The sequence below is a fragment of the Neisseria sp. P0022.S009 genome (assembly GCF_051956675.1).
Classification (GTDB): Bacteria; Pseudomonadota; Gammaproteobacteria; order Burkholderiales; family Neisseriaceae; genus Neisseria.
Map to the genome: position 1 here is coordinate 46555 of NZ_JBQCXE010000002.1, position 23166 is coordinate 69720.

The 23166-nt window shown below is 48.6% G+C and carries 24 protein-coding genes; 11 read left to right on the forward strand and 13 right to left on the reverse strand.

The features are described from left to right. Positions 1 to 161: 161 nt before the first annotated feature. A complete protein-coding gene (locus ACTHUG_RS03190; protein WP_440386396.1) occupies positions 162 to 815 on the forward strand; it encodes a DUF1287 domain-containing protein in 654 nt (217 codons plus the stop codon). A 115-nt stretch (positions 816 to 930) separates the two neighbouring features. Here the strand turns inward: ACTHUG_RS03190 and ACTHUG_RS03195 are convergent, their stop codons facing one another. From ACTHUG_RS03195 to lon, 5 genes are all read right to left on the reverse strand, one after another. Next, the gene (locus ACTHUG_RS03195; protein WP_003683546.1) at positions 931 to 1059 is read right to left on the reverse strand and encodes a FeoB-associated Cys-rich membrane protein; all 129 of its coding nucleotides are present in this window, start codon (positions 1057 to 1059) and stop codon (positions 931 to 933) included. Then, positions 1056 to 2924 carry a ferrous iron transporter B gene (gene feoB / locus ACTHUG_RS03200; RefSeq protein WP_049336637.1) on the reverse strand — a complete coding sequence of 623 codons (1869 nt, stop codon included), beginning with the start codon at positions 2922 to 2924 and terminating at the stop codon, positions 1056 to 1058. The genes ACTHUG_RS03195 and feoB overlap by 4 nt, the downstream gene beginning before the upstream one ends. Positions 2925 to 2951: 27 nt before the next feature. Beyond that, positions 2952 to 3221 carry a FeoA family protein gene (locus ACTHUG_RS03205; RefSeq protein ID WP_440386395.1) on the reverse strand — a complete coding sequence of 90 codons (270 nt, stop codon included), beginning with the start codon at positions 3219 to 3221 and terminating at the stop codon, positions 2952 to 2954. Positions 3222 to 3572: 351 nt separating this feature from the next. Continuing rightward, a complete protein-coding gene (locus tag ACTHUG_RS03210) occupies positions 3573 to 3842 on the reverse strand; it encodes an HU family DNA-binding protein (protein WP_003683413.1) in 270 nt (89 codons plus the stop codon). A gap of 185 nt (positions 3843 to 4027) precedes the next feature. Then, positions 4028 to 6487, reverse strand: a complete 2460-nt coding sequence (gene lon / locus ACTHUG_RS03215) for an endopeptidase La (protein ID WP_063068092.1) — start codon at positions 6485 to 6487, stop codon at positions 4028 to 4030. Between the two features lie 213 nt (positions 6488 to 6700). Between lon and ACTHUG_RS03220 the strand changes: the two genes are divergently transcribed. The 4 genes from ACTHUG_RS03220 (at position 6701) to ACTHUG_RS03235 (ending at position 9714) form a co-directional block, all read left to right on the forward strand. Next, positions 6701 to 6976: an HP0495 family protein gene (locus ACTHUG_RS03220; protein WP_003746890.1), complete on the forward strand. Its 276-nt coding sequence runs from the start codon at positions 6701 to 6703 to the stop codon at positions 6974 to 6976. Next, on the forward strand, positions 6976 to 7578 hold the full coding sequence (gene lipB / locus ACTHUG_RS03225) for a lipoyl(octanoyl) transferase LipB (protein ID WP_049352317.1): 603 nt from the start codon (positions 6976 to 6978) through the stop codon (positions 7576 to 7578). The genes ACTHUG_RS03220 and lipB overlap by 1 nt, the downstream gene beginning before the upstream one ends. 132 nt (positions 7579 to 7710) lie before the next feature. Then, positions 7711 to 8694 carry a lipoyl synthase gene (gene lipA, locus ACTHUG_RS03230; protein ID WP_440386394.1) on the forward strand — a complete coding sequence of 328 codons (984 nt, stop codon included), beginning with the start codon at positions 7711 to 7713 and terminating at the stop codon, positions 8692 to 8694. Between the two features lie 462 nt (positions 8695 to 9156). Further along, complete coding sequence (locus ACTHUG_RS03235; RefSeq protein ID WP_440386393.1) at positions 9157 to 9714, forward strand: hypothetical protein; 558 nt, start codon at positions 9157 to 9159, stop codon at positions 9712 to 9714. A 415-nt stretch (positions 9715 to 10129) separates the two neighbouring features. Here the strand turns inward: ACTHUG_RS03235 and hemB are convergent, their stop codons facing one another. The 5 genes from hemB to ybaK all read right to left on the reverse strand — a co-directional run bounded on the left by hemB (position 10130) and on the right by ybaK (position 14043). Then, positions 10130 to 11131, reverse strand: coding sequence for a porphobilinogen synthase (hemB, locus tag ACTHUG_RS03240; RefSeq protein ID WP_440386392.1), 1002 nt, complete (start codon positions 11129 to 11131; stop codon positions 10130 to 10132). Between the two features lie 32 nt (positions 11132 to 11163). Continuing rightward, positions 11164 to 11874, reverse strand: coding sequence for a DUF6973 domain-containing protein (locus tag ACTHUG_RS03245; RefSeq protein ID WP_036491232.1), 711 nt, complete (start codon positions 11872 to 11874; stop codon positions 11164 to 11166). A gap of 159 nt (positions 11875 to 12033) precedes the next feature. Next, positions 12034 to 12906, reverse strand: coding sequence for an EamA/RhaT family transporter (locus ACTHUG_RS03250; RefSeq protein WP_440386391.1), 873 nt, complete (start codon positions 12904 to 12906; stop codon positions 12034 to 12036). A gap of 3 nt (positions 12907 to 12909) precedes the next feature. After that, complete coding sequence (locus tag ACTHUG_RS03255; protein ID WP_440386390.1) at positions 12910 to 13542, reverse strand: DnaJ domain-containing protein; 633 nt, start codon at positions 13540 to 13542, stop codon at positions 12910 to 12912. 15 nt (positions 13543 to 13557) lie between these two features. Further along, positions 13558 to 14043 carry a Cys-tRNA(Pro) deacylase gene (gene ybaK, locus ACTHUG_RS03260; protein WP_440386389.1) on the reverse strand — a complete coding sequence of 162 codons (486 nt, stop codon included), beginning with the start codon at positions 14041 to 14043 and terminating at the stop codon, positions 13558 to 13560. A gap of 99 nt (positions 14044 to 14142) precedes the next feature. On the opposite strand from ybaK, the gene ACTHUG_RS03265 reads away from it, so the two are divergent. Next, complete coding sequence (locus ACTHUG_RS03265) at positions 14143 to 14496, forward strand: RidA family protein (RefSeq protein WP_440386388.1); 354 nt, start codon at positions 14143 to 14145, stop codon at positions 14494 to 14496. A gap of 128 nt (positions 14497 to 14624) precedes the next feature. Continuing rightward, positions 14625 to 15584 carry a tRNA 2-thiocytidine(32) synthetase TtcA gene (gene ttcA / locus ACTHUG_RS03270; protein ID WP_003746908.1) on the forward strand — a complete coding sequence of 320 codons (960 nt, stop codon included), beginning with the start codon at positions 14625 to 14627 and terminating at the stop codon, positions 15582 to 15584. A gap of 90 nt (positions 15585 to 15674) precedes the next feature. Here the strand turns inward: ttcA and ACTHUG_RS03275 are convergent, their stop codons facing one another. After that, positions 15675 to 16295, reverse strand: coding sequence for a TetR/AcrR family transcriptional regulator (locus tag ACTHUG_RS03275; protein ID WP_440386387.1), 621 nt, complete (start codon positions 16293 to 16295; stop codon positions 15675 to 15677). A gap of 548 nt (positions 16296 to 16843) precedes the next feature. Here ACTHUG_RS03275 and ACTHUG_RS03280 point away from each other — a divergent pair. The 4 genes from ACTHUG_RS03280 to ACTHUG_RS03295 all read left to right on the forward strand — a co-directional run bounded on the left by ACTHUG_RS03280 (position 16844) and on the right by ACTHUG_RS03295 (position 21560). Beyond that, complete coding sequence (locus ACTHUG_RS03280; RefSeq protein WP_440386386.1) at positions 16844 to 18889, forward strand: TonB-dependent receptor; 2046 nt, start codon at positions 16844 to 16846, stop codon at positions 18887 to 18889. Positions 18890 to 19193: 304 nt separating this feature from the next. Continuing rightward, on the forward strand, positions 19194 to 19592 hold the full coding sequence (locus ACTHUG_RS03285) for an extensin (protein ID WP_440386385.1): 399 nt from the start codon (positions 19194 to 19196) through the stop codon (positions 19590 to 19592). A gap of 100 nt (positions 19593 to 19692) precedes the next feature. Next, on the forward strand, positions 19693 to 20928 hold the full coding sequence (locus tag ACTHUG_RS03290) for an MFS transporter (protein ID WP_440386384.1): 1236 nt from the start codon (positions 19693 to 19695) through the stop codon (positions 20926 to 20928). Between the two features lie 143 nt (positions 20929 to 21071). After that, positions 21072 to 21560: a DUF456 domain-containing protein gene (locus tag ACTHUG_RS03295; RefSeq protein ID WP_003746916.1), complete on the forward strand. Its 489-nt coding sequence runs from the start codon at positions 21072 to 21074 to the stop codon at positions 21558 to 21560. A 69-nt stretch (positions 21561 to 21629) separates the two neighbouring features. Here the strand turns inward: ACTHUG_RS03295 and ACTHUG_RS03300 are convergent, their stop codons facing one another. Further along, positions 21630 to 22289, reverse strand: a complete 660-nt coding sequence (locus tag ACTHUG_RS03300) for a UPF0149 family protein (RefSeq protein ID WP_440386383.1) — start codon at positions 22287 to 22289, stop codon at positions 21630 to 21632. A 34-nt stretch (positions 22290 to 22323) separates the two neighbouring features. After that, complete coding sequence (locus ACTHUG_RS03305; protein ID WP_296117285.1) at positions 22324 to 23115, reverse strand: TrmH family RNA methyltransferase; 792 nt, start codon at positions 23113 to 23115, stop codon at positions 22324 to 22326. Between the last annotated feature and the right edge of the window lie 51 nt (positions 23116 to 23166).

Sequence of the window (23166 nt, forward strand, 5' to 3'; positions counted from 1 at the left end):
GTAAAATCTATATTTACAAAAAATGTTTTAGTAATACTCAAATAACACTCATCCATTATTTGCCCATACATACTTGATCAAGACCATTTTTCCATTATGCATTGCCAATCCACCCAAAAATCTGATAATAATGCAAACAACATCTAAGCCGTGCATATATCATGAAACACAAAACTACCTTTAAACTCATAGTTCTCAGTATTGCGCTTTCCATCCTTCTGATTACAACAGCTGTATTTTTTGCCCGTCATCACAACTCTATCTCAAGTATTACTACCGATTTCTTTCAACAAGAGATTACCGAACCCGAAGGACCATCACCGCAAATCGTACAATCTGCGCGCAACCAAATTGGCAAAACCCTTCGTTACGACCCGGCTTACACCAAGCTCACTTATCCGATGGGAGATGTGCCGATATCAAAAGGCGTTTGCACAGACGTGGTTATCCGTGCCTTGCGTGAGCAAAATATAGATTTGCAAGAGCTTGTTCATCAAGACATGAGCCGCAACTTTTCTGTCTATCCTAAACGCTGGGGTTTGAAACAGCCTGATACCAATATCGATCACCGCCGCGTCCCTAACCTAATGACTTATTTCACGCGTCAAGGCTGGGCAGTTCAAGATACAAACTATCAAGCTGGCGATATTGTAACTTGGGAACTGAAAGGCAACCGTCCCCATATCGGTATCGTCTCCGATCGAAAAATCGGAGACAGGCCCCTGATTATCCATAATATCGGTTCGGGAACCCGTGAAGACGATATCCTCTACCGCTACACCATCACTGGACATTTCAGGCTTCCCGTTCAATAAATCCTGGTGCTAAGCTCTAAATACCTAGTTTTGCATCTGAAAAGCCATAGAGCAATAAAAAAGGCCGTCTGAAACCATTTCAGACAGCCTTTTACTTTTACCTAACCCTCTTTATTTAACCGCAACCGCCACATTTTCCGCAGCCGCTACTGCAGTCGCGTTTTTTCGGTTTGAATACGAATTTTCGCAAGAGGAAGAATACGCAGGCGAGCATAATCAAGCCGACGATAATATATTGAGTCATGATGATAGTATCCTTGAAGAAATTTGGTAAACCACGAATGCGGCAAAATAAGCCATCAGGAACAAATAGCCTGTAATCATAAGCATATTTTTCGTGGATTTGGTTTCGCGTCTAATCACGGTCAAAGTCGCGGCACACATCGGAGCATACACATACCAAGCCAAGAAGGCAAAGGCGGTCGGCAAGCCCCAGTTGTTGTGTATGATGGGAATTAATGCGTTTTGTACGGCATCTTCAGACGACGCGCTGACGGCATAAACGGTACCCAATGCGGCAACGACCACTTCGCGCGCGGCAATACCCGGAATCATGGCGATACACATTTCCCAAGTAAAACCCAAAGGTGCAAAAAACGGCTGAATAGCATGACCAAGCGTACCTGCCAAGCTGTAATCGATGGCGGCACCGGTTGCGCCTTCAGGCGGTTGCGGCCAGCTTACCAAGCCCCACAGAACCACGGCCAACGCAAAAATGATGGTACCCGCGCGTTTCAGGAAGGCTTTTACCCTATCCCACAAGCTGGTCATGATGTGTTTGAAGTTAGGCGTACGGAAAGTCGGCAATTCCATCAAAAGTGGGAATTGTTGCACATTGCCTTTCATCCGCGCCAAGCGTTTCATGATATACGCTGCCAATGCAGCCGACAGAATGCCTACGATATAAAGAATAAACAATGTCAGGCCTTGCAGGTTGAAAATCCCACCCACTGTACGATCAGGAATAACAGCGGCGATAATCAGCGCATACACTGGCAAACGTGCGGAACAAGTCAGCAACGGCGCAACCGCGATGGTAACAAGGCGTTCGCGCGGGTCGTTAATGGTACGCGCCGACATCACGGCAGGAACGGCACAGGCAAAGCTGGATAAAAGGGGAATAAACGAACGGCCGGACAAACCGCTTTTTGCCATGATGTTATCCAGCAGGAAGGCTGCACGCGGCAGATAGCCTGAGTCTTCCAATAGCAGGATAAAGGCAAACAAAATCGTAATCTGCGGCAGGAACACCAACACGCTGCCCAAACCGGCAATGACGCCGTTGACGAGCAAGTCGCTGAGGATGCCCGGCTCCATGTTGGCGCCTATCCATTCGCCCAGCGCGGTAAAGCCACCTTCGATGGCGTCCATAATCGGCGCCGCCCATGTGTAAACCGCTTGGAACACCATAAACAGGATGACCAGCAGCATAATCATGCCCCAGACGGGGTGCAGCACGATGTCGTCGAGTTTTTTGTGCCATGCGGGCAGCGTCATCTGAGTGCGTACCACTTGTGCCAAAATCGATTCGACTTCTTGATAAAGTTTGTCGCTATCCAGCGCATCGAGCGTGCGTTCGGCAGAGGCGGGGTTTGCGGGGAAAGAGCGTTTGCGCGGCAGCTTCGCCACGGCTTCGCGTACAGCCTGTACACCCGACGCGCTCACTGCAACTGTTTCCAAAACAGGTGCATCCAACAACTCGCTCAGTTTGGCCGCGTCGATATTCAAGCCCCTTTTGCGGGCCACGTCGCTCAAATTCAGCGACACCACCATAGGCAGTCCCAGCGTTTTCAGTTCCAAAATCATGCGCAGGGTCATACGCAGGTTGGTCGCGTCGGCAACGGCAATAATGGCATCGGGCGGAATGCCCATCTTGCCTACCATTACATCTTTCGCCACCGCTTCGTCGGGGCTGGTCGTGCGTAGGCTGTATGTGCCCGGCAGGTCGATAATGCGGACGGCCTCGTCGTCGAGGAAGGCGCCCTCGCGCTTATCGACAGTTACGCCCGGATAATTGGCAACCTTGGCATGTGAGCCGGTCAAACCGTTGAACAAAACGGTTTTGCCGCAGTTTGGCGCGCCAATCAAGGCAAAATAGCTTAGTTCCATCATTTTTCCTTATTCTTTCAGACGGCCTTAAACGGCCTCAACGATACGACACATAATCTTCCCGGCCTCTTCCGAACGCAGGGAAAATTGGGATTGGTTACCCAAACGTACCGCAAACGGGCCTCTCCCAAAACCACCCACTGCAATCACTTGCAACGGCATTCCGCTGGAAAAACCCAAATCTGCAAGGCGACGGGTTACCAAGGTATCCAAATCACCAAAAACAGGATTGGAAACGATGGAATCAATATGTACGACTGCGCCTTTTTTCAGGCGCGACAAAGGAACAGCAGACATAAGCCTCTCTTTTCTTTTTGTTTTAAAAATAGATTATTGAAAAAACGTGAGAAGTATGACGAGTGTGTGGCACATTTGAAAGGTTGGTTATGAGTGGCTATTCGCTACTTCTTTCAATAAGTGCGGTTTGTTTTGAGTATTGTTATTTTCTTTGCTAATGATAAATCTTATTAATGTAAAAATCAAATGTAACAAGATAAACTAAAAAGGCTGAAATCCTTTTATCATTAGGATTTCAGCCTTTTTATACACTCAACAAACCAAAGGCCGTCTGAAAACTTTCAGACGGCCTTCAAAATAAAAAACCGAATCAAATCGGTTTTTTATTCCCATTCAGGGAAAGACTCTAAATTACAGAGCGTCTTTCAATGCTTTACCGGCACGGAATTTAGGAGTTTTAGCAGCAGCAATAGTCAAAGGCTCGCCAGTTTTTGGGTTGCGGCCTTGACGTTCGGCGCGTTCGCCGACGTAGAAAGTACCGAAACCGACCAGAGTAACAGTGTCGCCGTTTTTCAACGCATTGGTTACGGCATTAGTAGTAGCATCCAAAGCTTTTTGCGCAGCAGATTTGGAAATGCCGGCTTCTTGAGCAATTGCTTCGATCAATTCAGACTTGTTCACAATTAGTCCCTTCCTATCGTAAAAAATGATGAAATGCCCGAATACTCGGGGCTTAAGCACTTTTAAAGCACATACGCACTTTATAGCAATTCTGAAATTATCATGTCAAGTAAAAGATGTGGAATTGCCCTATTTTTGTGGCATTCAGGGCAAAACCACATTTTTTGCAACATCAGACGACCAACTTAATGCTTGGTTGCTTTTGTTCTTGACTTCGTCTTAGAAGTTTGCGGGGTCTCGGCAACCGCCAATTCAGCCGCCCATTGCTCAGGCTGAGCTTCCAAACCCAAAGCCAACACTTCATCAATCCATTTGACCGGATGAATGGTCAGACCGGTTTTAACATTTTCAGGGATTTCTTCCAAATCTTTGACGTTGTCTTTTGGAATCAATACATGCTTGATACCGCCGCGCAAAGCAGCCAGCAGTTTTTCTTTCAAACCACCAATCGGCAAGACTTCGCCACGCAAAGTGATTTCGCCGGTCATCGCCACGTCTGCACGCACCGGAATTTTGGTGAAGGCAGAAACCATCGCCAAAGTCATGGCGATACCTGCGCTCGGACCGTCTTTTGGCGTCGCACCTTCAGGCACATGAACGTGAATGTCTTTCTTCTCGTAAAAATCAGGCGCCAAACCCACTGATTCAGCACGGGAACGGACAACCGACCATGCAGCCGATACCGATTCTTTCATGACATCGCCCAGTTGGCCGGTGCATTGAATCGTACCTTTACCCGGCAAGGCAACCGCCTCTACGGTCAATAACTCGCCACCGACTTCGGTCCAAGCCAGACCGGTTACCTGGCCGATGCGGTTTTCGCTTTCGGCCACACCATAGTCGAAACGGCGCACGCCCAGATAGTCATGCAGATTTTTCTCAGTAACTTTAATCGCTTTAGGCTTGGCCTTGCTTACTGTTTTGGATTTGGACGCTTTTTTCTTGTCCTCATTCAAAGTAACCTGCATCACCACTTTGCGACAGATTTTGGCAATTTCGCGATCCAACGAGCGGACACCGGCCTCGCGGGTGTAGTAACGGATAATATCGCGCACCGCACTTTCATCAACCACCAACTCACCCTCTTTCACACCATTGCGCTTCATTTGTTTCGGCACAAGGTATTGCATGGCGATATTGATTTTTTCATCTTCCGTATAACCGGACAGACGGATAATTTCCATACGGTCAAGCAGCGGAGTCGGGATATTCAAGCTGTTTGAAGTGGCAATAAACATCACATCGCTCAAATCATAATCGACTTCGGCATAATGGTCAGCGAACTTGTTGTTTTGCTCAGGATCCAGCACCTCAAGCAAAGCACTGGCAGGATCACCACGGAAATCGCTGCCCATCTTGTCGATTTCATCAAGCAGGAACAATGGGTTTTTCACACCCGCTTTCGCCATATTTTGCAAGATTTTGCCCGGCATAGAGCCGATATAGGTACGGCGGTGGCCGCGGATTTCGCTTTCATCACGCACGCCGCCCAACGCCATACGCACATATTGACGGCCTGTGGCTTTGGCAATCGACTCACCCAAGGAAGTTTTACCCACCCCCGGAGGGCCAACCAGACATAAAATCGGGCCTTTGAGCTTGTCCATACGTTTTTGAACGGCCAAATATTCCAAAATGCGCTCTTTAACTTTTTCCAAACCATAGTGGTCGGCATTCAAAATCAAATCAGCCTTGGCAATATCTTTGCTGACACGGGATTTTTTCTTCCACGGCAACTCAAGCAAAGTATCGATGTAGTTGCGCACGACGGTAGATTCCGCAGACATCGGCGGCATCATTTTCAGTTTTTTCAATTCAGACAGACATTTTTCTTCAGCCTCTTTGCTCATGCCTGCTTCTTTGATTTTGTTTTCCAGCGCATCCAGCTCGTCGCGCTCGTCTTCTTCGCCCAATTCTTTCTGAATCGCTTTTACTTGCTCATTCAAGTAATACTCACGTTGGGATTTTTCCATTTGACGTTTCACACGGCCACGGATGCGTTTCTCGACCTGCATGATGTCGAGTTCGGCTTCCAACTGAGCCAGCAGAAATTCCAAACGTTCAACAATGCCGGCGGTCTCCAGTACATATTGACGCTGCTCCAATTTCAGCTGCAAATGCGCGGCAATCGTATCGGCAAGACGGCTGTTGTCATCGATACTGCTGATGGTACTGATGACTTCGGCAGGGATTTTTTTGTTCAATTTCGCATATTGCTCAAATTGAGTCAGCAAGGTACGGCGCAAGGCCTCAATTTCAGGATTGTCCTTGTCGCTGTTTTCATCAATCGCCTCAACATGGGACAAAAACAATCCGCCTGTTTCGTCAACCGTCAACGCGCGCGCACGACGGATACCTTCTACCAATACTTTAACCGTGCCGTCAGGCAGCTTCAAAACCTGCAAAACTTGGGCAACCGTACCAGTTTGGTGCAAATCTTCAGCTTTAGGGTCTTCTGTATTAGGGTCAAGCTGGGCCAACAGGAAAACCGGATCATCATTAGCCATTGCCGCCTCAAGGGCTGCAATCGATTTAGGACGACCGACGAACAGCGGCAATACCATATGCGGATACACCACGACATCGCGTAAAGGCAAAGTAGCCAGCGCACTGTATTCCTCGAAATATTTGTCTTTTGTCGGCATAGTTAATAATCTCAATCATTGTTAAATCAGAATGTAGCTCAAAATTGGGCTGAAGCGCTCCATTTCAAGACTTGAAAACAGCTTATCCGCACCTATTTTCGAAAACATCATTTTTAATAGCCCGATATGGACGTTTACGATAAAATATATCGGATTTTGGGCCGTCTGAAAACTTTTCAGACGGCCCTGGCAAACCAAACAAGGTAGTAAACCATGACAGACTCAACCGAAAAAAAATCATTAATTGAATTCCCTTGCACCTTTCCTGTAAAAGTCATGGGCGCGGTTCATCCGGAATTTGAATCCGCCATCTTGGAAACCGTGCGCAAACATGCTCCCGATACCGAGCCGCACCACATCACTACGCGCCCAAGCAGCAAAGGCAACTATACCGGCGCGACTGTCCATGTAAATGTTGAAAATCAAGAGCAGTTGGACAATATCTACCGCGACCTGACTTCCCACGAATTGGTTAAAGTGGTGTTGTAATGAAAATCGTGCACAAAGGCTTGGTCGATTACCTGCCGACTTTCGAAGCCATGAAGGCATTCAATGCCTCGCGTGACGAAAATACCGAAGACGAATTATGGGTGGTCGAACATCCGCCCGTATTTACCCAAGGCTTGGCCGGCAAACCCGAACACCTCCTCATCCGCGACGATATACCCGTTGTCCAAATTGACAGAGGCGGTCAAATTACTTATCACGGCCCCGGCCAATTGGTCGTCTATACGATGATCAATTTCAAACGCCGTAAGACCAGTGTGCGCCATATTGTTTCCGCACTTGAAAACAGCATCATCGCCACCTTGGCAGAATACGGCATTGAAGCAGCCGCCGATCCCAAACGCCCCGGCGTTTATGTCGGCGAGCGTAAAATCGCTTCCCTGGGCCTGCGTATCAAAGACGGCTCCGTTTACCACGGCTTGGCGCTTAATGTGAACATGGATTTAAGTCCGTTTACCCATATCAACCCCTGCGGTTATGCCGGTATGGAAATGACCCAAATTGCCGACTATGTCTCTCCGGCACCCAGTTTGGCAGAAGTTTCAGACAAATTGACCAAGCATTTACAAAAAGAGCTGGCATAAGGCCGTCTGAAAAAATCCAGTCACACTGCCATCTTTTAACCGCCCTCTGAACTTTTACCCATAAGCTTTTAGGTATAAATCCTTCTAGAAGCTTTCAGACGGCCTTTATAACGACAGAAAGAACACATCACCATGAGTGAAGAAGTAAAAAACGACCCCAAACGCGGCATCAAACTGAAAGGTGCAGACAAAACTGCACGCATTCCGATTAAAGTGGTTCCATTGAAACAAAAATTGAAAAAGCCCGAATGGATCCGCGCCAAATTACCAGGCAAGAAATTCTTTGAAATCAAAAATATTCTTCGTGAACAAAAAATGCATACCGTGTGCGAAGAAGCATCTTGTCCAAATATCAGCGAATGCTTTACCAAGGGTACAGCCACATTCATGATCATGGGCGATATTTGTACCCGCCGCTGCCCGTTCTGCGACGTTGGCCACGGTCGCCCGAATATGCTGGATCCTGATGAGCCTAAGCACTTGGCCGAATCCGTCAAAGCCATGAACCTGCGCTATGTCGTCATTACATCTGTCGACCGCGACGATTTGCGCGATGGCGGCGCACAACACTTCGCCGACTGCATCAAAGCCATCCGCGAAACCAGCCCGAATACCAAAATCGAAATCCTCGTTCCCGACTTCCGCGGCCGTTTAGATATTGCATTGAAAATCTTGGCAGAAACACCGCCTGACGTGATGAACCACAATTTGGAAACCCATCCGCGCCTGTATAAAAAAGCCCGTCCGGGTGCCAACTACCAGCACTCCCTCGACCTTCTGCGCCGCTACAAAGAAATGATGCCGCATATCCCGACTAAATCCGGCATCATGGTCGGCCTGGGCGAAACAGACGAGGACGTGCGCGAAATCATGCACGATATGCGTGCCAACAATATCGAGATGATTACCATCGGCCAATATCTGCAACCTTCAGACGGCCACCTGCCCGTCTTGCGCTATGTAACGCCTGACCAGTTCAAAGTTTTTGAAAAAGAAGCATACGAATTGGGCTTTACCAATGCCGCCATCGGTGCAATGGTCCGCTCCAGCTACCACGCAGACGAACAAGCAGCCGAAGCTTTGCGTGAAACCCACGGCGGTTGCAGCCATCACTAAAGTTTAAATCATATAAGGTCGTCTGAAAAATCAGTAGACTGTTTTTTTCAGACGGCCTTTGTTTAATATACAAAACTCTTCAGATTTCCAAAATAAACCTTATTCAAACTCTAAAGAAAACTAAGAATTCAATCCACTTATATTGATAATAAATTGAAAAAATATAGGAATTATCCTTTTTTATAATGGGTTTATGCTCTGTTGCATCTGTCATTTCCTTTATCAGGCTATCTGGATTCCATTCGAAGAAGCGGCTTGCAAAACGAGTTATGGTGTCTATCCATATGCTTGTATACCCATATTTTCTTGAAATACATCCTCGTATATGAGTTCTTAGAGATACAAAAAAGAGAAAGTCTTAAAATAAGTAAGCCTTTTCATATAACTAAGAAAAAAGGCAATCATCAAGGTTTGAAAGTTAAAAATGCTTGGTAAAAATAGCCTAGAAAATAGGATAAACAGATGAAAGTAAATATAGATGATTCATTGAAGGAACAAGGAGTTCACACCTCCGTAAAAAAGAGAAAACTCAGCTTTGATGAGATTCGTTTCAATCTCTTTGCTTATTTAGAGGATTATTCCAAAATGGGATTCTCTTTTGTAAAAGCAGGCAATGAGCTATTGGAAATAAGGAAAGAGCAAGACAGATATACTCTTTTCGGACAGTGTTTTTTAGGCTATTTTGTGATTAGCCAAAAGAACCAGATCTTCTTAATTTGCAATCCGGAAGGAGTAGAAGTATTTCAAAAGCCAAGAATTTTTGTCAATCATTCTTTACAGGCTTTTGTTTCTTCCTATTCTCTATTTATGTCTGCCGTCTTTCTTTTAAAATCAAAATTCTATAAGAGTCAGGCTTATCAAGCAGAGGAAATTGCAACAGATCTGATGAATAAAGTGGCAGATTTGGAAGAGCCCATTAAACAAGAGTTAACATTCTGGGAACATATCGCTTATTTAATAGAAGATGATGGAATCGTTTTAAGAGATGACCTATTTCATATTTTGAATAAAGGATACTAGACCTTAGAGTGTTGGCTTCTAAATCCTGCTTAGCCACATAAAAATTGAAAATCAGATATAAGAGGAATTATTTTTGTTTCTAATACAGTCTTGGTAGATAATCAACCATCAAGCAGATTTTGATCAAAGTTTTTTAAAGGCTTTGTCTTTAAGTAGGAAAAATCGAACAGTCTTCAATTCAGTCAGATCCGGATAGATGACAGGATGAAACCTAAGATTTTTTCTAGGTAGGAAATGGAAAGGATGGACTGGAGGACCTGTGTCAGTAACATTTTTTGTAACAGGATACTACAAAAAGAAATCGATAACCAGAAAAAATAGAAGAATTTAAGTAATTATCCCAAAATTAAATAATACAAAAAAGCGGCAAAACAGGATAAATACTGTTTGCCGCTTTTTAATTTATTTCTTTATTTTACTTCTTCAACAATTTTGCCGCTTCAATCGCATAGTAAGTCAAAATACCATCGGCGCCGGCACGTTTGAATGCCAACAGGCTTTCCAAAATGGTTTTCTCACCATCCAACCAGTCATTTTGAATGGCAGCCTGAAGCATAGCATATTCACCGGAAACTTGGTAAGCATAAGTCGGTACGCCGAACTCGTCTTTAACTCGGCGGACGACATCCAGATATGGCAGACCCGGTTTTACCATTACCATGTCTGCGCCCTCTTGAATATCCAATGCGACTTCGTGCAAGGCTTCATTGGTGTTTGCAGGGTCCATTTGGTAGGTTTTCTTGTCTGCCTTACCCAAATTGCCGGAGCTGCCGACGGCATCGCGGAACGGGCCGTAGAATGCTGAAGCATATTTTGCCGAATACGCCATAATGCGTGTATGGATATGTCCGGCATCTTCCAAGGCTTCACGGATGGCAAGAATGCGTCCGTCCATCATGTCTGATGGGGCGACGACTTGTGCGCCTGCATCGGCATGACACAAAGCCTGTTTTACCAAAACTTCAATGGTTTCATCGTTAAGGACATAGCCATTTTCATCGGTTAAACCGTCTTGGCCGTGTATGGTATAGGGGTCCAGGGCAACATCGGTCATGATACCCAGCTCTGGGAATTTCTCGCGCAGGGTTCGCACTACTGTCGGTACCAAGCCTTCAGGGTTATAAGCCTCCTCCGCAAATTCGGTTTTGTTTTGCGTTACCACGGGAAACAAAGCCAGCATAGGAATACCGAGATTCAGTGCTTCTTCAGCGGTAAACAACAATTTATCCAAACTTTGGCGTTTGACGCCGGGCATAGACGGCACTGCCTCTTCCTGATTCTGACCTTCCAATACAAAAACCGGATAGATTAAATCATCTGCCGTCAAAGTATGCTCGCGCATCAGACGGCGTGAAAAATCGTCTTTACGCATACGGCGCATGCGTGTGTTTGAGACATAACGCGGAGGGAAATTCATAACAATTGCCTTTCAATAATGAAGTCTTAAAATCAATCTTCGACTTGACGTATGGCTTTGACCGAACGTTTGATTTCGCTGAGCGTACCGGTTTTATAACTATTACGTTCCTGCTCGGTCATGCCGTTTTGATCCAATTTGGCGATATTTTTCAATGCTTCGGCATATTGGCCGTCTGAAAGTTTTTCCTGTTTGATGTGCCAACGGTTTTTCACTTCGGAAGCCGTCCACAAGCCTACTTTGTTGTAGTAGAACAAAATGCTTGCCGCCAGCGTCTTCATATCGCTATCGGGTTTGGCACTGCCGATACTGCGGCCGATACGGTTGTTACGTTGATCGACTGCCTGGTCGGCAAGGTAACGGCTGAAGTAGTCGTCTTTACCTTCTCGCAACTCCATATCCGTCAGGCGCGCATTACCTGCTTTTTCGGCAATAATGCTGTCGAATTTAGAAGCAATCGCCGCCTGCCATAATGCTTGGCGTACGGCATTGACCTGTGTTCCCCTGCTGTCGCCGTTTGCTTTGTCATCCAAACCTGTACGCTCGGCAAAGCGTGTGGCATTACTGGTCATATTGATTAAGCCTTCATCCTCCATACCGATGACTTGGGCGGCCACGGGATGGTTAAGCGCAAATTGTGCCATTTTACTGCGGCGGCTTTGATCTTCCTGATACGATTGGCAACCGGACAATACCAGCATGCCGAGAACGGCACATTGAATGTGTTTTTTAATATGTTTCATGATGTAACTATCGATATTATTGTGTGAGTTCAACTGATTGTTTAACATAGAAACGCCCGTAAGCGCAAAATAATTCCCATACGGCCAAATCGGCGCATGAATGGCTATTTTATAATAAAAATAAGGCCGTCTGAAAATTTTCAGACGGCATAAGTATTTTTAACCCACCAAGCTTCGAATTTGCGGCCAATAAAACAAACAGGCTATCGAGCAAATAGCAATACTGATACCGGCTGCATTAATGCTGCTGATTTTTTCTTTAAACATTGCCGCACCAATTAGCGTACCCAAAACAATCACACCGATGTTCATACCAGCAAACACCAAGGTCGGATTATCCTTCATGATTTGGTGTGCCGAGATGTAGGTAACAATATTCAAAAAGTTCAGGCAGCCTAAAATCATACCGCCCAAGATGCCTTCTTTAGTCCACTTACTCCCTTTGGCAAACAGGTAGCCAAACATCAAGATACCGGCCAAACAAAATGCCACCAGCAAATTGCCGGCAAACGCGGTACCGCTCTTTGCCACTTGTTTGAACAAAATATCAATGACGCCATAGCCGCACCAAACGCCCAAAAGCAGCATCACTTGCGTGCTGAGACCGCCGGATTTCTTACCGCCATCGCTTTTCCAAAGCAAGAAAAACAATGCTGTAAATGCCAATACCAAACCAATCAGACGGCCTTCGGTCAGTTGTTCATGAAAAAGCGTGAATGAAGCGATAATGGGCAAAAACAGCGATAAGCGCTGTGCCGCATCCGACTTGACGATACCTGCCGCATCGACGGATTTGCCCATAATGACAAACACGCTTGGCAACAAGATACCCAAAGCTGCAAAGAGCCACCAAGTCGGTAAAAACACCTGCGGATTACTCAAATCAGGTTTTAACACCAGCATGGTCAAAGAAACGGCAACGATATAGTTCACCGCCACCGCCTGCTCAATATTGATTTTTTGCTTGCGCGCCACTTTCAGCAATACGGAAACCAACACGCTGCAAACGATACTTGCCAATAAATATGCCATGCTTTAGAACCATCCTTGAGTAGGAACAGGCTTATCTTCATTCAGTTTAATCAGTCCGACGACTACGCGATAAATGAGCCAAATACCGGTTGCCACCAAAATCAGCCAACCGATTAAGATAAGTATGGTCAACATCCCGAAAAGCATACCCACCAACGACACCCAAAATGTCTTAATCAGCCAATCAATATGGCTGGCATAAATACTGCCTTGCGCCTCATCGCGTTTGACATATGCCAAAATCACACCGACAACGGGTGCAAACCAGATAAACAGGCCCAACGCATAGGTAATATAGGCGATAAAAACATAGTTTTTCACTTCAGAATTAGACGTATTGGCCATATTGGCCTCCGTATTATTGTTCCCTGTATTATGGTTTTCCGTATGATTGACCACCGTATTATTGAAGCCGTTGTCTTGAGCTTCCTGAGGCTCATACTGCATCGCCGCATCATAAGCCAGACGTTTTTCCGGATGGGACAACACTTCAAACGCCTGTCCGATGGCTTTGAAACGCTCCGCATCTTTCTGAATATCCGGATTGGCAACCAATTTGCCGTAAGCCTCGCGGATAACGTTAATATCCGCATCCTGAGACACACCCAAGATTTCGTATAAATTTAATTGTTCCATCTTTATTCCTATCCTTTATGCATCCACTGCAACATGAACATCTTGCGGGTTGAGCGTACGCAGGTTTTCAGGTTTCATACCCACGATAAACCCGCGTTTGCCGCCATTGATAAAAATCTCGTCCAAAGCCCAAATGCTTTCTTCCACATAAACCGGTAACGCGGTTTTCATACCGAATGGCGACGTACCGCCGACCAAATAACCCGTCCATTTCGCCGCCTGATCCGCCGTTGCCGGCTCGATGTGTTTCAAGCCCAGTTCGCGTGCCAGATTGCGGGTGGAAATATGTTTGTCGCCGTGCATTAACACAACCAAACCTTTTTTGTGTTCATTCTGCAGGACGATTGTTTTGATGACTTGATGCTCAGGCTTGCCCGTGCACTCGGCAAAACGCGCCGTACCGCCGTGTTCTTCATACGCATAAACATAAGGGACAAAATCGATTTTCTTACTGCGTAAAAAGCGCACTGCCTGCGTAACCGGATATTCTGCTTTACTCATGGTTGTTTGCCGCCACCCTTTTCAGACGGCCCCTCTTAAAATGTGGAACGTAAACAACTGCAATGTTACCATACCTTCTTTTTGAAATCAGGAGACAACATGGACATCCGCTATCTTGGCACAAGCAAACGCTATTCGGAAGCCGTCGTGGCCAACGGCTTGGTTTTCCTCTCCGGCATGGTTCCCGAAAATCCTGAAGCCGATGCCAAAGCACAAACTGAAAATGTTTTGGCACAAATCGATTCATGGCTCGCCCAATGCCAATCTGACAAAGCCCACATTTTAGAAGCTACCATCTATCTGCCCGATATGAACGACTACGCCGCCATGAACGAAGCCTGGGACACATGGACAGCCCACGAGCGCGCTCCGGCCCGCGCCTGCGTGGAAGCAAAACTGGCCTCGCCCGACTGGAAGGTTGAAATCAAAATTACCGCCCTTCAAATCAAATAAAGCGCAAATATCAGGCCGTCTGAAAATGCCGCATTGACCAAACCAGCGCAGTTTTTCAGACGGCCTTTATTCTTTTGCGGTACAATACCGCCCTTAAATTTTTCTATTATTTCAAAGCACAAACAGCCATGTCCAAAAAAACCAAGCAAGAATTAGAAAACAACAAACTCAGCAAACGCCTGCGCCACGCCGTCGGCGATGCCATTAACGATTTCAATATGATCGAGCCGGGCGACAAAATCATGGTCTGCCTCTCAGGCGGCAAAGACAGCTACGCCCTTTTAGATATTCTGCGCCAGCTTCAAGCCAGTGCGCCGATTGATTTTGAACTGGTTGCCGTCAATCTTGACCAAAAACAGCCGGGCTTCCCCGAAGAAGTATTGCCGACCTATCTCGAAAGCATCGGCGTTCCCTACAAAATCGTTGAAGAAGACACCTACTCCACCGTCAAACGCGTATTGGACGAAGGCAAAACGACTTGTTCGCTGTGCAGCCGCCTGCGCCGCGGCATCCTCTACCGCACCGCAAAAGAATTGGGCTGCACCAAAATCGCCTTGGGACATCACCGCGACGACATCCTTGCTACCATGTTCCTGAATATGTTCTACGGCGGCAAACTCAAAGCCATGCCGCCCAAACTGGTCAGCGACAACGGCGAACACATCGTCATCCGTCCTCTCGCATATGTCAAAGAGAAGGACTTGATCAAATATGCCGAGCTAAAACAATTCCCAATTATTCCATGCAACCTCTGCGGCTCTCAGCCCAACCTGCAACGCCAAGTCATCGGCGACATGCTGCGCGATTGGGACAAACGCTTCCCCGGCCGTATCGAATCGATGTTCTCCGCGCTGCAAAACGTTGTTCCATCACATTTGGCCGATACCGAGCTCTTCGACTTTGTCGGCTTGGAACGCGGTCAAAACCTGAAACATGGTGGCGACTTGGCGTTTGACAGTGAAAAAATGCCGGAACGTTTCTCCGACGGCAGCGAAGAAGACGAAAGCGAAATCAAAATCGAGCCGCAAAAAGCCGAACGCAAAGTCATCAATATTCTGGCAAACAAACCTAAAACCTGCGGTTTATAATTCCATTTAATTTTCAGACGGCCTTTCGGTAGCTATTTACCGAAAGGCCGTCTGAATATTCATATTTGAAATTTTTCTATTCTTTTTTATCTATTCTTTCCCTGACAAACCGTGCAGCAGCAATCCCAATACGTCTTGCGGCAGCTTTTGCGGCGCGGCGGCATAAAGCGCGGTCAGTTGCGGATGGCGCATCAATATATCCGCCTGACGGATGAACAGGTCGATGAGTTCCACCGGCAAATCGGGCTGAATCAGGCGGCGTTGTTGCAGGGTGTGGAAGAAACCGCGCATAAAGGCGTATTTTTCTTCGTTCAATTCGTGGAAAAAACGCTCCAGCTCCAAATCGGTGTTCTCTTCAATGTCGCGCAGAAAAGCGGCGGAATAAAGTTCTTCAAACGATTGTTTTTGCAGGGCAAACACAGCCTCAGCGGCTTCGCGCAGGCTGCATTGCCGTGCAAGCAGATTTTCAAATTCGGCACGGACGCGGTTTTTCTGTTCGGTAACGATTTCCTGCAAGAGTGCGTTTTTACCGCTGTAATATTTGTAGAAAGTGACGCGGCTGACGGCGGCCTCAGTGCAGATGCTGCCTACGGATACGGCGGAAAAGCCGTGTTCGCGGAACAGGCGGCGGGCGGTGTCGATGATGGTTTGTTGTTTACTGGCAGTCATGACGGTAGGAAGGTTTTGATTTTGTTTATAAAGGAGGTTCATTAAAGTTATCCGTAAGTCGGATACCCATCATATAGTGGATTAACTTTAAACCAGTACGGTGTTGCCTCGCCTTAGCTCAAAGAGAACGATTCTCTAAGGTGCTGAAGCACCAAGTGAATCGGTTCCGTACTATCTGTACTGTCTGCGGCTTCGTCGCCTTGTCCTGATTTTTGTTAATCCACTATATTTCCCCACGGCTGCAATGGCAATACGGCGGGGTTTCAGACGGCCTCTTTCCTTATCCTCCGCTCTGCCCTACGGATGAGGGCTGTCGGATGCTTGGCAGGCCAAATTCATGAAGATTACAGAATCTCCCTCCTCCAACCTTCTCCTGTCAAATAGGAGAGGGATTTTTTGGACGATTCACAAGATAAGAGGGGAAGTAAAGTGAATGATAAACACTTGCATTCCTGTTTCTTATTTCTTATACTTTACATTAATAGTTTGTTTTATGTAAATGTGTAAACACAAATATTTGCATACTGACGGAGAAATTGATTGCCTGATATTCAATCCGCCCCGACGTATGCCGTCTGAAAGGATAAGAAATGCAGAAACACACCCTCCGTCGCCTGCCTCTATTGATTGCCGCCGCCTTTGCCTCCGAATGGATTTATGCCGCCGATGCGGCGCAAGACGCGGAACAGGTGCAGTTGGAAGAAGTCGTCGTCACCGGCGAACGTGCTAACCGCAGCGGCTTTGAAACCGCCACGTCCAACCGCGTTTTCACCACGCCCAACATCGACCGCAGCGGCCACAATCTTTCCGCCACCGACCTGCTCAAACAGACCGTGAACACAGTGGACTTAGGCAGCGGCAACGATTTGCCGACCGTGCGCGGCGTGGACGGCTCCGGCCCCGCCGTCGGTGCGGTGGCGTTTTTCGCGGGCACTCGGCCGCGCCTGAACCTGTCCATAGACGGCCGCTCCGCCACTTACAACGAATACGCCTTCGGCACACAGTCGCTGTGGGACATGCAGCAAGTAGAAGTCTTGCGCGGACCGCAAAGCCATGTGCGCGGACAGAACGCGGTGGCGGGCGCGGTGGTGATGCGTTCCAAAGACCCGACCGACGAATGGGAAGGCGCGCTGCGCTTGGGTTTGGGCAATCAGAAAACACGTAATGTCGCCGGCGTAGTGTCCGGCCCGATTGTGAAAAACAACCTTGCCTTCCGCTTGAGCGCGGAGCGGCAGCAGCGCGAAAGCTATGAGCCGTTCGTGTCCTACGAGCCGACCGGCAACCCGCGCCGCGTGGAAAACACCAACGTGCGCTTCAAACTCCTGCTCACGCCCGAAAACCATCCCGATTTTTACAGCCGCCTGACGCTGAACCACATCCGTTCGCGCGCGCCGCAAAACGAAATCATGGGCAACACCGCCAGCCGCCGTTTTTTAAAAGAAAAGCCCGTGTTCGTAACCGGCTCGACATCGGGCATCTGGGACGTATCGTGGCAGCTTAACGACTATCTGAAACTGGAAAACAAACTGGTTTACGGCCGCTACCACAACGAGCGGCTGCACCTGCCGATGACCGTCAGCCCGCAAGGCGTGCCCGCCGAACTCAAAGGCCGCGAACTGCAATGGGAGCCGGTATTGCATTTTTCAAACAAAGGCCGTCTGAAAGGCCTTGCCGGACTGCACTACTTCCGCAGCAAACAAGACGAATGGGTAGATATCCGCAGCGTCGGCGGTCGCAACACCTTTGACGACCGCAACAGCGTACGCGCCCTGTTTGCCGAAACCACATACAGCCCCAGCGAAAAATGGGACATCACAGCCGCCGCCCGCATTGAAAAAGAAACGCACAAACGAAGCGGCGGCAGCGGCGCGCTGCACCTCGATTTAGACAAAGGCCAGACCGTCTTCCTGCCCAAAATCGACATCGCCTTCAAACCCACCGACCAATGGGTCAGCGGCATCAAAGCTGCGCGCGGCTACAACCCCGGCGGCGCGGGCATCACCTTCGGCCGCCCCGTCGTAACCTACACTTATGAGCCCGAATATGTGAACAACTACGAGTGGTACACCCGCTGGCGCAGCGCAGACCGCCGCCTGCAACTCTCCGGCAACCTGTTCCTGAACCACTACCGCGACATGCAGCTCCCCTTCTATCTCGGCACCAACTCCGTCGTCATCCGCAATGCCAAAAAAGTCCACACCTACGGCGCGGAACTCGCCGCCGACTGGCAGGCGACCGACAGCCTGAAACTCACCACCGGACTGGGGCTGCTCAACACCAAAATCAAAAGCTATCCCGACAGTGGCATCGAAGGCAACAAACTCGGCCGCGCGCCCAAATACACCGCCAACATCGGCGTGAAATACCTGAACGACAAAGGCTGGGAAGCCGGCGGCGACGTGCGCTTCTACGGCGGCTACTACTCCGCCGCCGACAATGCCGAATCAGGCAAAATCGGCGCGTACAACCAAGTCAACCTCTACACCGCCTACAACTTCAAACAAGGCCGCATCTCGCTCTACGCCGACAACGTGTTCAACCGCCGCCGACCCATATTCATTTCCAGCGCCGACCGCCAAGACGCACTCTACCAACGTCCCAGAAGCGTAGGCGTGAGCGCGGAATGGAAGTTTTAGGCGGTGCTGAAATGATGGAGGTCGTCTGAAAAAACGTAGATCGGGCATCAATGCCCTACCTACGGTTACTGGAATAACGAAGGTCGTCTGAAACGATCGTAACAACCGATTATCGTCATTCCCGCGCAGGCGGGAATCCAGAATGGAGACTCGAAGGCACTTCTTTATCCGATAAGTTTCTGTGCGGATGGGTCTGGATTCCCGCCTGCGCGGGAATGACAGCACAAGAAGTCTAATAAAAAGCCAGGCATAAATGCCCAACTATTGACCTACCCTGCTTCCCCAAAACACCCAAAGGAACCCCATGCACTACTTCACCCCTGCCAAAACCCTGCCCGAAGGCACCATCTACCTGACCGACCTGACCCACGTTGCCGACTTCGCCGACTGGCTGGCCGAATTCGAAACCCTGTTAAACCAAAACCGCCGCTTCGCCACCGTCTGCACCCCTATGCGACGGCAGGTAAGCGACGAACAGCGTATTGCCGACCGCAAAACCTACATCGAATGGATAAAGGCACATCGGCCGCAACTGTCCGAACGCTGCGCCGCCATGCTCCTCATCGAACCCGACGCGACGCAACTGGCGTTCTTCCGCGAACAATCGTCCAAACTCGGCCCTGCGCTGGGCGTGAACTACATCGTCGAAGCCGACGAGCAAACCGCCCTGCTTCGCGCAGAAGAAGCGTTGAAGGCCGTCTGAAAAGATACTAAACCTATTTAAATACAAATTAAGTATTGCCACCCAATATGTTCAGACGGCCTTGTCCCTTTATTTGCCTCATCTTCAAAAGAATCATGTGATGTCCGACAATCAGACTTCCCCAAACTCACGCGACTGGCTGATGCTTATCGGCGGCAGCACCTACAAATTCACGCTGACCGGTTTTTATCTGGTCGCGCTGGTGGCCATTTTGAAAAACCACGGTTACAGCCTGAACCAACTGAGCTGGATTCATTTAATCGGCAGTATCGAAGCGGCGAAGGTGTTGTTTGCCGCGCTGATGGAGCGGCGGCAGGCGGGGCGTTTGGGACGGTTTCGTGGCTGGCTGCTGGCGGCGACGCTGGGGCTTTCGGCGGTGTTCGGGTTGATGGCCTGTGCCGACATCACGCAAAACTTCCCGCTGCTTCTGGCCTGCTGCGTTTTGCTCTCGGCCATGTCGGCGGTGTACGGCTGCGCGATGCTGGGTTTGTCATGTATCGTCCTGCCGCACCGCGAACGCGGTTTCGGCGGCGTGATTCAGACGATGGCGGCGCGCGGCGGCAAGATGATCGGCGGTGCGCTGGTGTTGTGGCTGTATCAGGAATACGGACAAACGGCGGCGGCCGGCTTTATGCTGGCGTTCAGCCTGCTGATGTTGCTGCAACTCTTGTACTACCGCGAGCCGGAAAGCCCGACCGCGCAAGGCAGTTGGACGGCGTTGGCAGCGCGGCTGGTTTCTTTTTGGCAACAACCTGAAACGGGCTGGCGGTGGCTGGTTTTGCTGTTTGCCGTTGCCGCGCCGTATGCGTTTATGGCGGCAACTTTTGTACCCAAGCTGGCGGATTTGGGCTTCACTCCGAAACAGACGGGAGGAATTTTGGCGGTGGGCATTCCTGTTGCCTGCCTGATTGTGACGCCGCTGTCGGGCTGGTTTTCGCGCAATTATCCGCGCCGCAAACTCGTGTTCCTGCTCTACGCGCTGCAACTGCCGCTTTTGGCGTCCATGATCGCCATCGACTCGCTCGCCCGCATCCATCCTTGGCTGCCGCCCGCGCAAATCATCGCCCTGAGCCTGAGCTACACGCTGCTGCTGCCGGTGATACTGGCGTTGGTGATGGACAAATCAGACCGCGCCACCGCCGCACTCGACAGCAGTCTGCAATTTTCCGTCGTCCTGCTCGGCAGTTACGCGGCCGGTTTCGCTGCCCTGCGGCTGGCAAAGGCTATTGGTTATACAGATGCGTATTGGGTTGCAGTGTACTTGACCGTATTGGTAGGCCTGCTTTTATATTTGAATAGAAATTTATTCAATCATTCAGAGCGTGATTCACAATAATTCGCTCAGATATTTATCCATCGATTTTAATTGAGCGCACCTCCGGATAATTTTTCATTTTATTGCACAATCTCTCATGAAAATATAACAAAACGTGCCCATAATACTGCCGTTATTACACTCTTACATTCAAAAGGAACCTCATGACTGCTGTTCTCATCGTTCTCGGCTTGATTGCCATTGTCGTCGGCATCTTAGGCACGATTTATCCCGCCCTGCCCGGATTAGGTTTGATGTTTGGTGGCGCATGGTTGTTGGGTTATGCCGGCGATTATCAAGTGTTTGGCTCGGGTACGCTGACCTTTTTGGCCATTGTTGCCGTATTCGGTACTGCGATGGACTATGTGGCGGGCGCATTAGGTGCAAAATATACCGGCGCAAGTAAAACTGCGGTTTGGGGCGCGTTTATCGGCGGCATCGTCGGTGCATTCTTCTCTATTCCCGGCCTGTTGCTCGGCCCGTTGGCAGGCGCAGCCATCGGTGAATTTATCGCACGCAAAGACACATGGCAGGCTGGCAAAGTCGGTATCGGTACGTTTATCGGCTTCATCATCGGCACCGTGGCCAAAATCGGCTGTGCCTTGACCATTGCACTGACCATTCTGTTTGTTTGGTTGGCCTCGTTGTTCTAAGACAAAACATTAAAGGCCGTCTGAATTTCAAGCATTCAGACGGCCTTTCCATTTCACTATTTATTTTCCTTATTTGCCGCAGCAGGCTTTGTATTTTTTACCGCTACCACACGGACAAGGATCGTTGCGACCCACTTTTTCGCCTTCGCGGCGGATGGTTTGCGGTTTATTGATGATGGCCTGCCAATACCAGTAAATATCCAGCAGGACATGCGGCAAATCAGATTCCAACTGGGTCAGCTCTTTTTCATTCAGATGCAAGATGACTTCGCCGTTTTCCTCATCGTCATAAATACCGCCCAAAGCCATAATCGGATAGAACAAATCTTCAAACTCTTCCTGATCGACTGCTTCAAACCAATCGGTAGGCACAATATCCAGTGCGTAAAGATAGGCGTTACACCATGTGTAGAAATCCAGATTGCCGGCTTCATCTTCATAAAACCATAAATCAGGCAGGATTTTCTCGTTGAGCTTCATGCGCATATCGGCGGCCATTGCCATGACCAAACGCTCGATTTCGGTGCGCTCTTTGGCATCAAACAAAGATTCCTCACCCAAAATCTCAGGCAGCCAGTTGGTCGGATTCAAAGCATCCGGACCGCTCAATAAAGCCATCATAAAACCTTGAACTTCATCACAACGCATGGTGTTGTGGGCTTCGGATTTAGCATCCAGCAATTCCATCAATCGGCTGCGTGCCGCTTCATCAAAAGTCAGTATTTGCATTTTCGTTCCTTAAAATAAAATCATATTATGGTTTTCAGACGGCCTGGTCATGGATACGCTGCCGCATTTGTTCAAACAGACAAACCGTTGCCGCCATCGCGACATTCAAGGATTCGGTTTGCCCCAACATGGGGATTTTGACACAGGCATCGGCTTTCTCTTTTACCGTTTCACTCACGCCGCTGCCTTCGTTGCCAAACACCCAAGCGCAAGATTGACTGAGGTCCATTTCATACAACCCGATATTGCGGCCGCCCAAAGCTGTTGCCCAAATTGGATGCTGATACTTTTCCATCCAAGCGGATAATTCCACTCGGCTGAAAATAGACAGTAGAAAATGCGCACCCATTCCCGCTCGCAACACTTTGGGCGACCAAATATCTACGGAATCATTGCTGCACACGATTTGCTTGACTCCGGCTGCCGCCGCACTGCGCAAAATTGTGCCTGCATTGCCGGGGTCTTGTACCCGCTCTAATACCACGCAATCGCCGTCTGAAGGCAAGCCTGCCTGTTTCGGAATATCAATCCAAGTCATCACATCATCGGCATCGGTCAGACTGGTGATTTTAGACAGCGCTTCGTTACCGACCCAAGTAATCAATCCCTCGTCCAACTGCGCCGTAATTTCTTGAATTTCAGGATGTTGCTGTTTCTTTTCAGGCAGATAAACCTGTTTGGGCGTACCGCCGCTTTGCAAATAAGTTTGCAGCAGATGTACGCCTTCCAATACGGTTTCACCGCTTTCACGCCTTGCTTTGGCCTGCGTCAAAAGACGGAATAAATGTTTGAGCTGTTCGTTTTGAGCAGAGGTAATCAGTTTCATGGAGCGCATTATAACTGCTTTGACTTCTTTGAAGCTATGCTTTCAGACGGC

Excerpts from the sequence above, each read along its gene's own strand:
- ACTHUG_RS03195 (WP_003683546.1), bottom strand. The coding sequence starts at position 1,059 with ATGACTCAATATATTATCGTCGGCTTGATTATGCTCGCCTGCGTATTC.
- ACTHUG_RS03280 (WP_440386386.1), top strand. The coding sequence starts at position 16,844 with ATGCAGAAACACACCCTCCGTCGCCTGCCTCTATTGATTGCCGCCGCC.
- lon (WP_063068092.1), bottom strand. The coding sequence starts at position 6,487 with ATGCCGACAAAAGACAAATATTTCGAGGAATACAGTGCGCTGGCTACT.
- ACTHUG_RS03245 (WP_036491232.1), bottom strand. The coding sequence starts at position 11,874 with ATGAAACATATTAAAAAACACATTCAATGTGCCGTTCTCGGCATGCTG.
- ACTHUG_RS03290 (WP_440386384.1), top strand. The coding sequence starts at position 19,693 with ATGTCCGACAATCAGACTTCCCCAAACTCACGCGACTGGCTGATGCTT.
- ACTHUG_RS03190 (WP_440386396.1), top strand. The coding sequence starts at position 162 with ATGAAACACAAAACTACCTTTAAACTCATAGTTCTCAGTATTGCGCTT.
- ACTHUG_RS03305 (WP_296117285.1), bottom strand. The coding sequence starts at position 23,115 with ATGAAACTGATTACCTCTGCTCAAAACGAACAGCTCAAACATTTATTC.
- ACTHUG_RS03255 (WP_440386390.1), bottom strand. The coding sequence starts at position 13,542 with ATGGAACAATTAAATTTATACGAAATCTTGGGTGTGTCTCAGGATGCG.
- ttcA (WP_003746908.1), top strand. The coding sequence starts at position 14,625 with ATGTCCAAAAAAACCAAGCAAGAATTAGAAAACAACAAACTCAGCAAA.
- ACTHUG_RS03295 (WP_003746916.1), top strand. The coding sequence starts at position 21,072 with ATGACTGCTGTTCTCATCGTTCTCGGCTTGATTGCCATTGTCGTCGGC.
- ACTHUG_RS03300 (WP_440386383.1), bottom strand. The coding sequence starts at position 22,289 with ATGCAAATACTGACTTTTGATGAAGCGGCACGCAGCCGATTGATGGAA.
- lipB (WP_049352317.1), top strand. The coding sequence starts at position 6,976 with ATGAAAATCGTGCACAAAGGCTTGGTCGATTACCTGCCGACTTTCGAA.
- ACTHUG_RS03265 (WP_440386388.1), top strand. The coding sequence starts at position 14,143 with ATGGACATCCGCTATCTTGGCACAAGCAAACGCTATTCGGAAGCCGTC.
- ACTHUG_RS03275 (WP_440386387.1), bottom strand. The coding sequence starts at position 16,295 with ATGAACCTCCTTTATAAACAAAATCAAAACCTTCCTACCGTCATGACT.
- feoB (WP_049336637.1), bottom strand. The coding sequence starts at position 2,924 with ATGGAACTAAGCTATTTTGCCTTGATTGGCGCGCCAAACTGCGGCAAA.
- ACTHUG_RS03235 (WP_440386393.1), top strand. The coding sequence starts at position 9,157 with ATGAAAGTAAATATAGATGATTCATTGAAGGAACAAGGAGTTCACACC.
- ACTHUG_RS03285 (WP_440386385.1), top strand. The coding sequence starts at position 19,194 with ATGCACTACTTCACCCCTGCCAAAACCCTGCCCGAAGGCACCATCTAC.
- ybaK (WP_440386389.1), bottom strand. The coding sequence starts at position 14,043 with ATGAGTAAAGCAGAATATCCGGTTACGCAGGCAGTGCGCTTTTTACGC.
- hemB (WP_440386392.1), bottom strand. The coding sequence starts at position 11,131 with ATGAATTTCCCTCCGCGTTATGTCTCAAACACACGCATGCGCCGTATG.
- ACTHUG_RS03205 (WP_440386395.1), bottom strand. The coding sequence starts at position 3,221 with ATGTCTGCTGTTCCTTTGTCGCGCCTGAAAAAAGGCGCAGTCGTACAT.
- ACTHUG_RS03220 (WP_003746890.1), top strand. The coding sequence starts at position 6,701 with ATGACAGACTCAACCGAAAAAAAATCATTAATTGAATTCCCTTGCACC.
- lipA (WP_440386394.1), top strand. The coding sequence starts at position 7,711 with ATGAGTGAAGAAGTAAAAAACGACCCCAAACGCGGCATCAAACTGAAA.
- ACTHUG_RS03250 (WP_440386391.1), bottom strand. The coding sequence starts at position 12,906 with ATGGCATATTTATTGGCAAGTATCGTTTGCAGCGTGTTGGTTTCCGTA.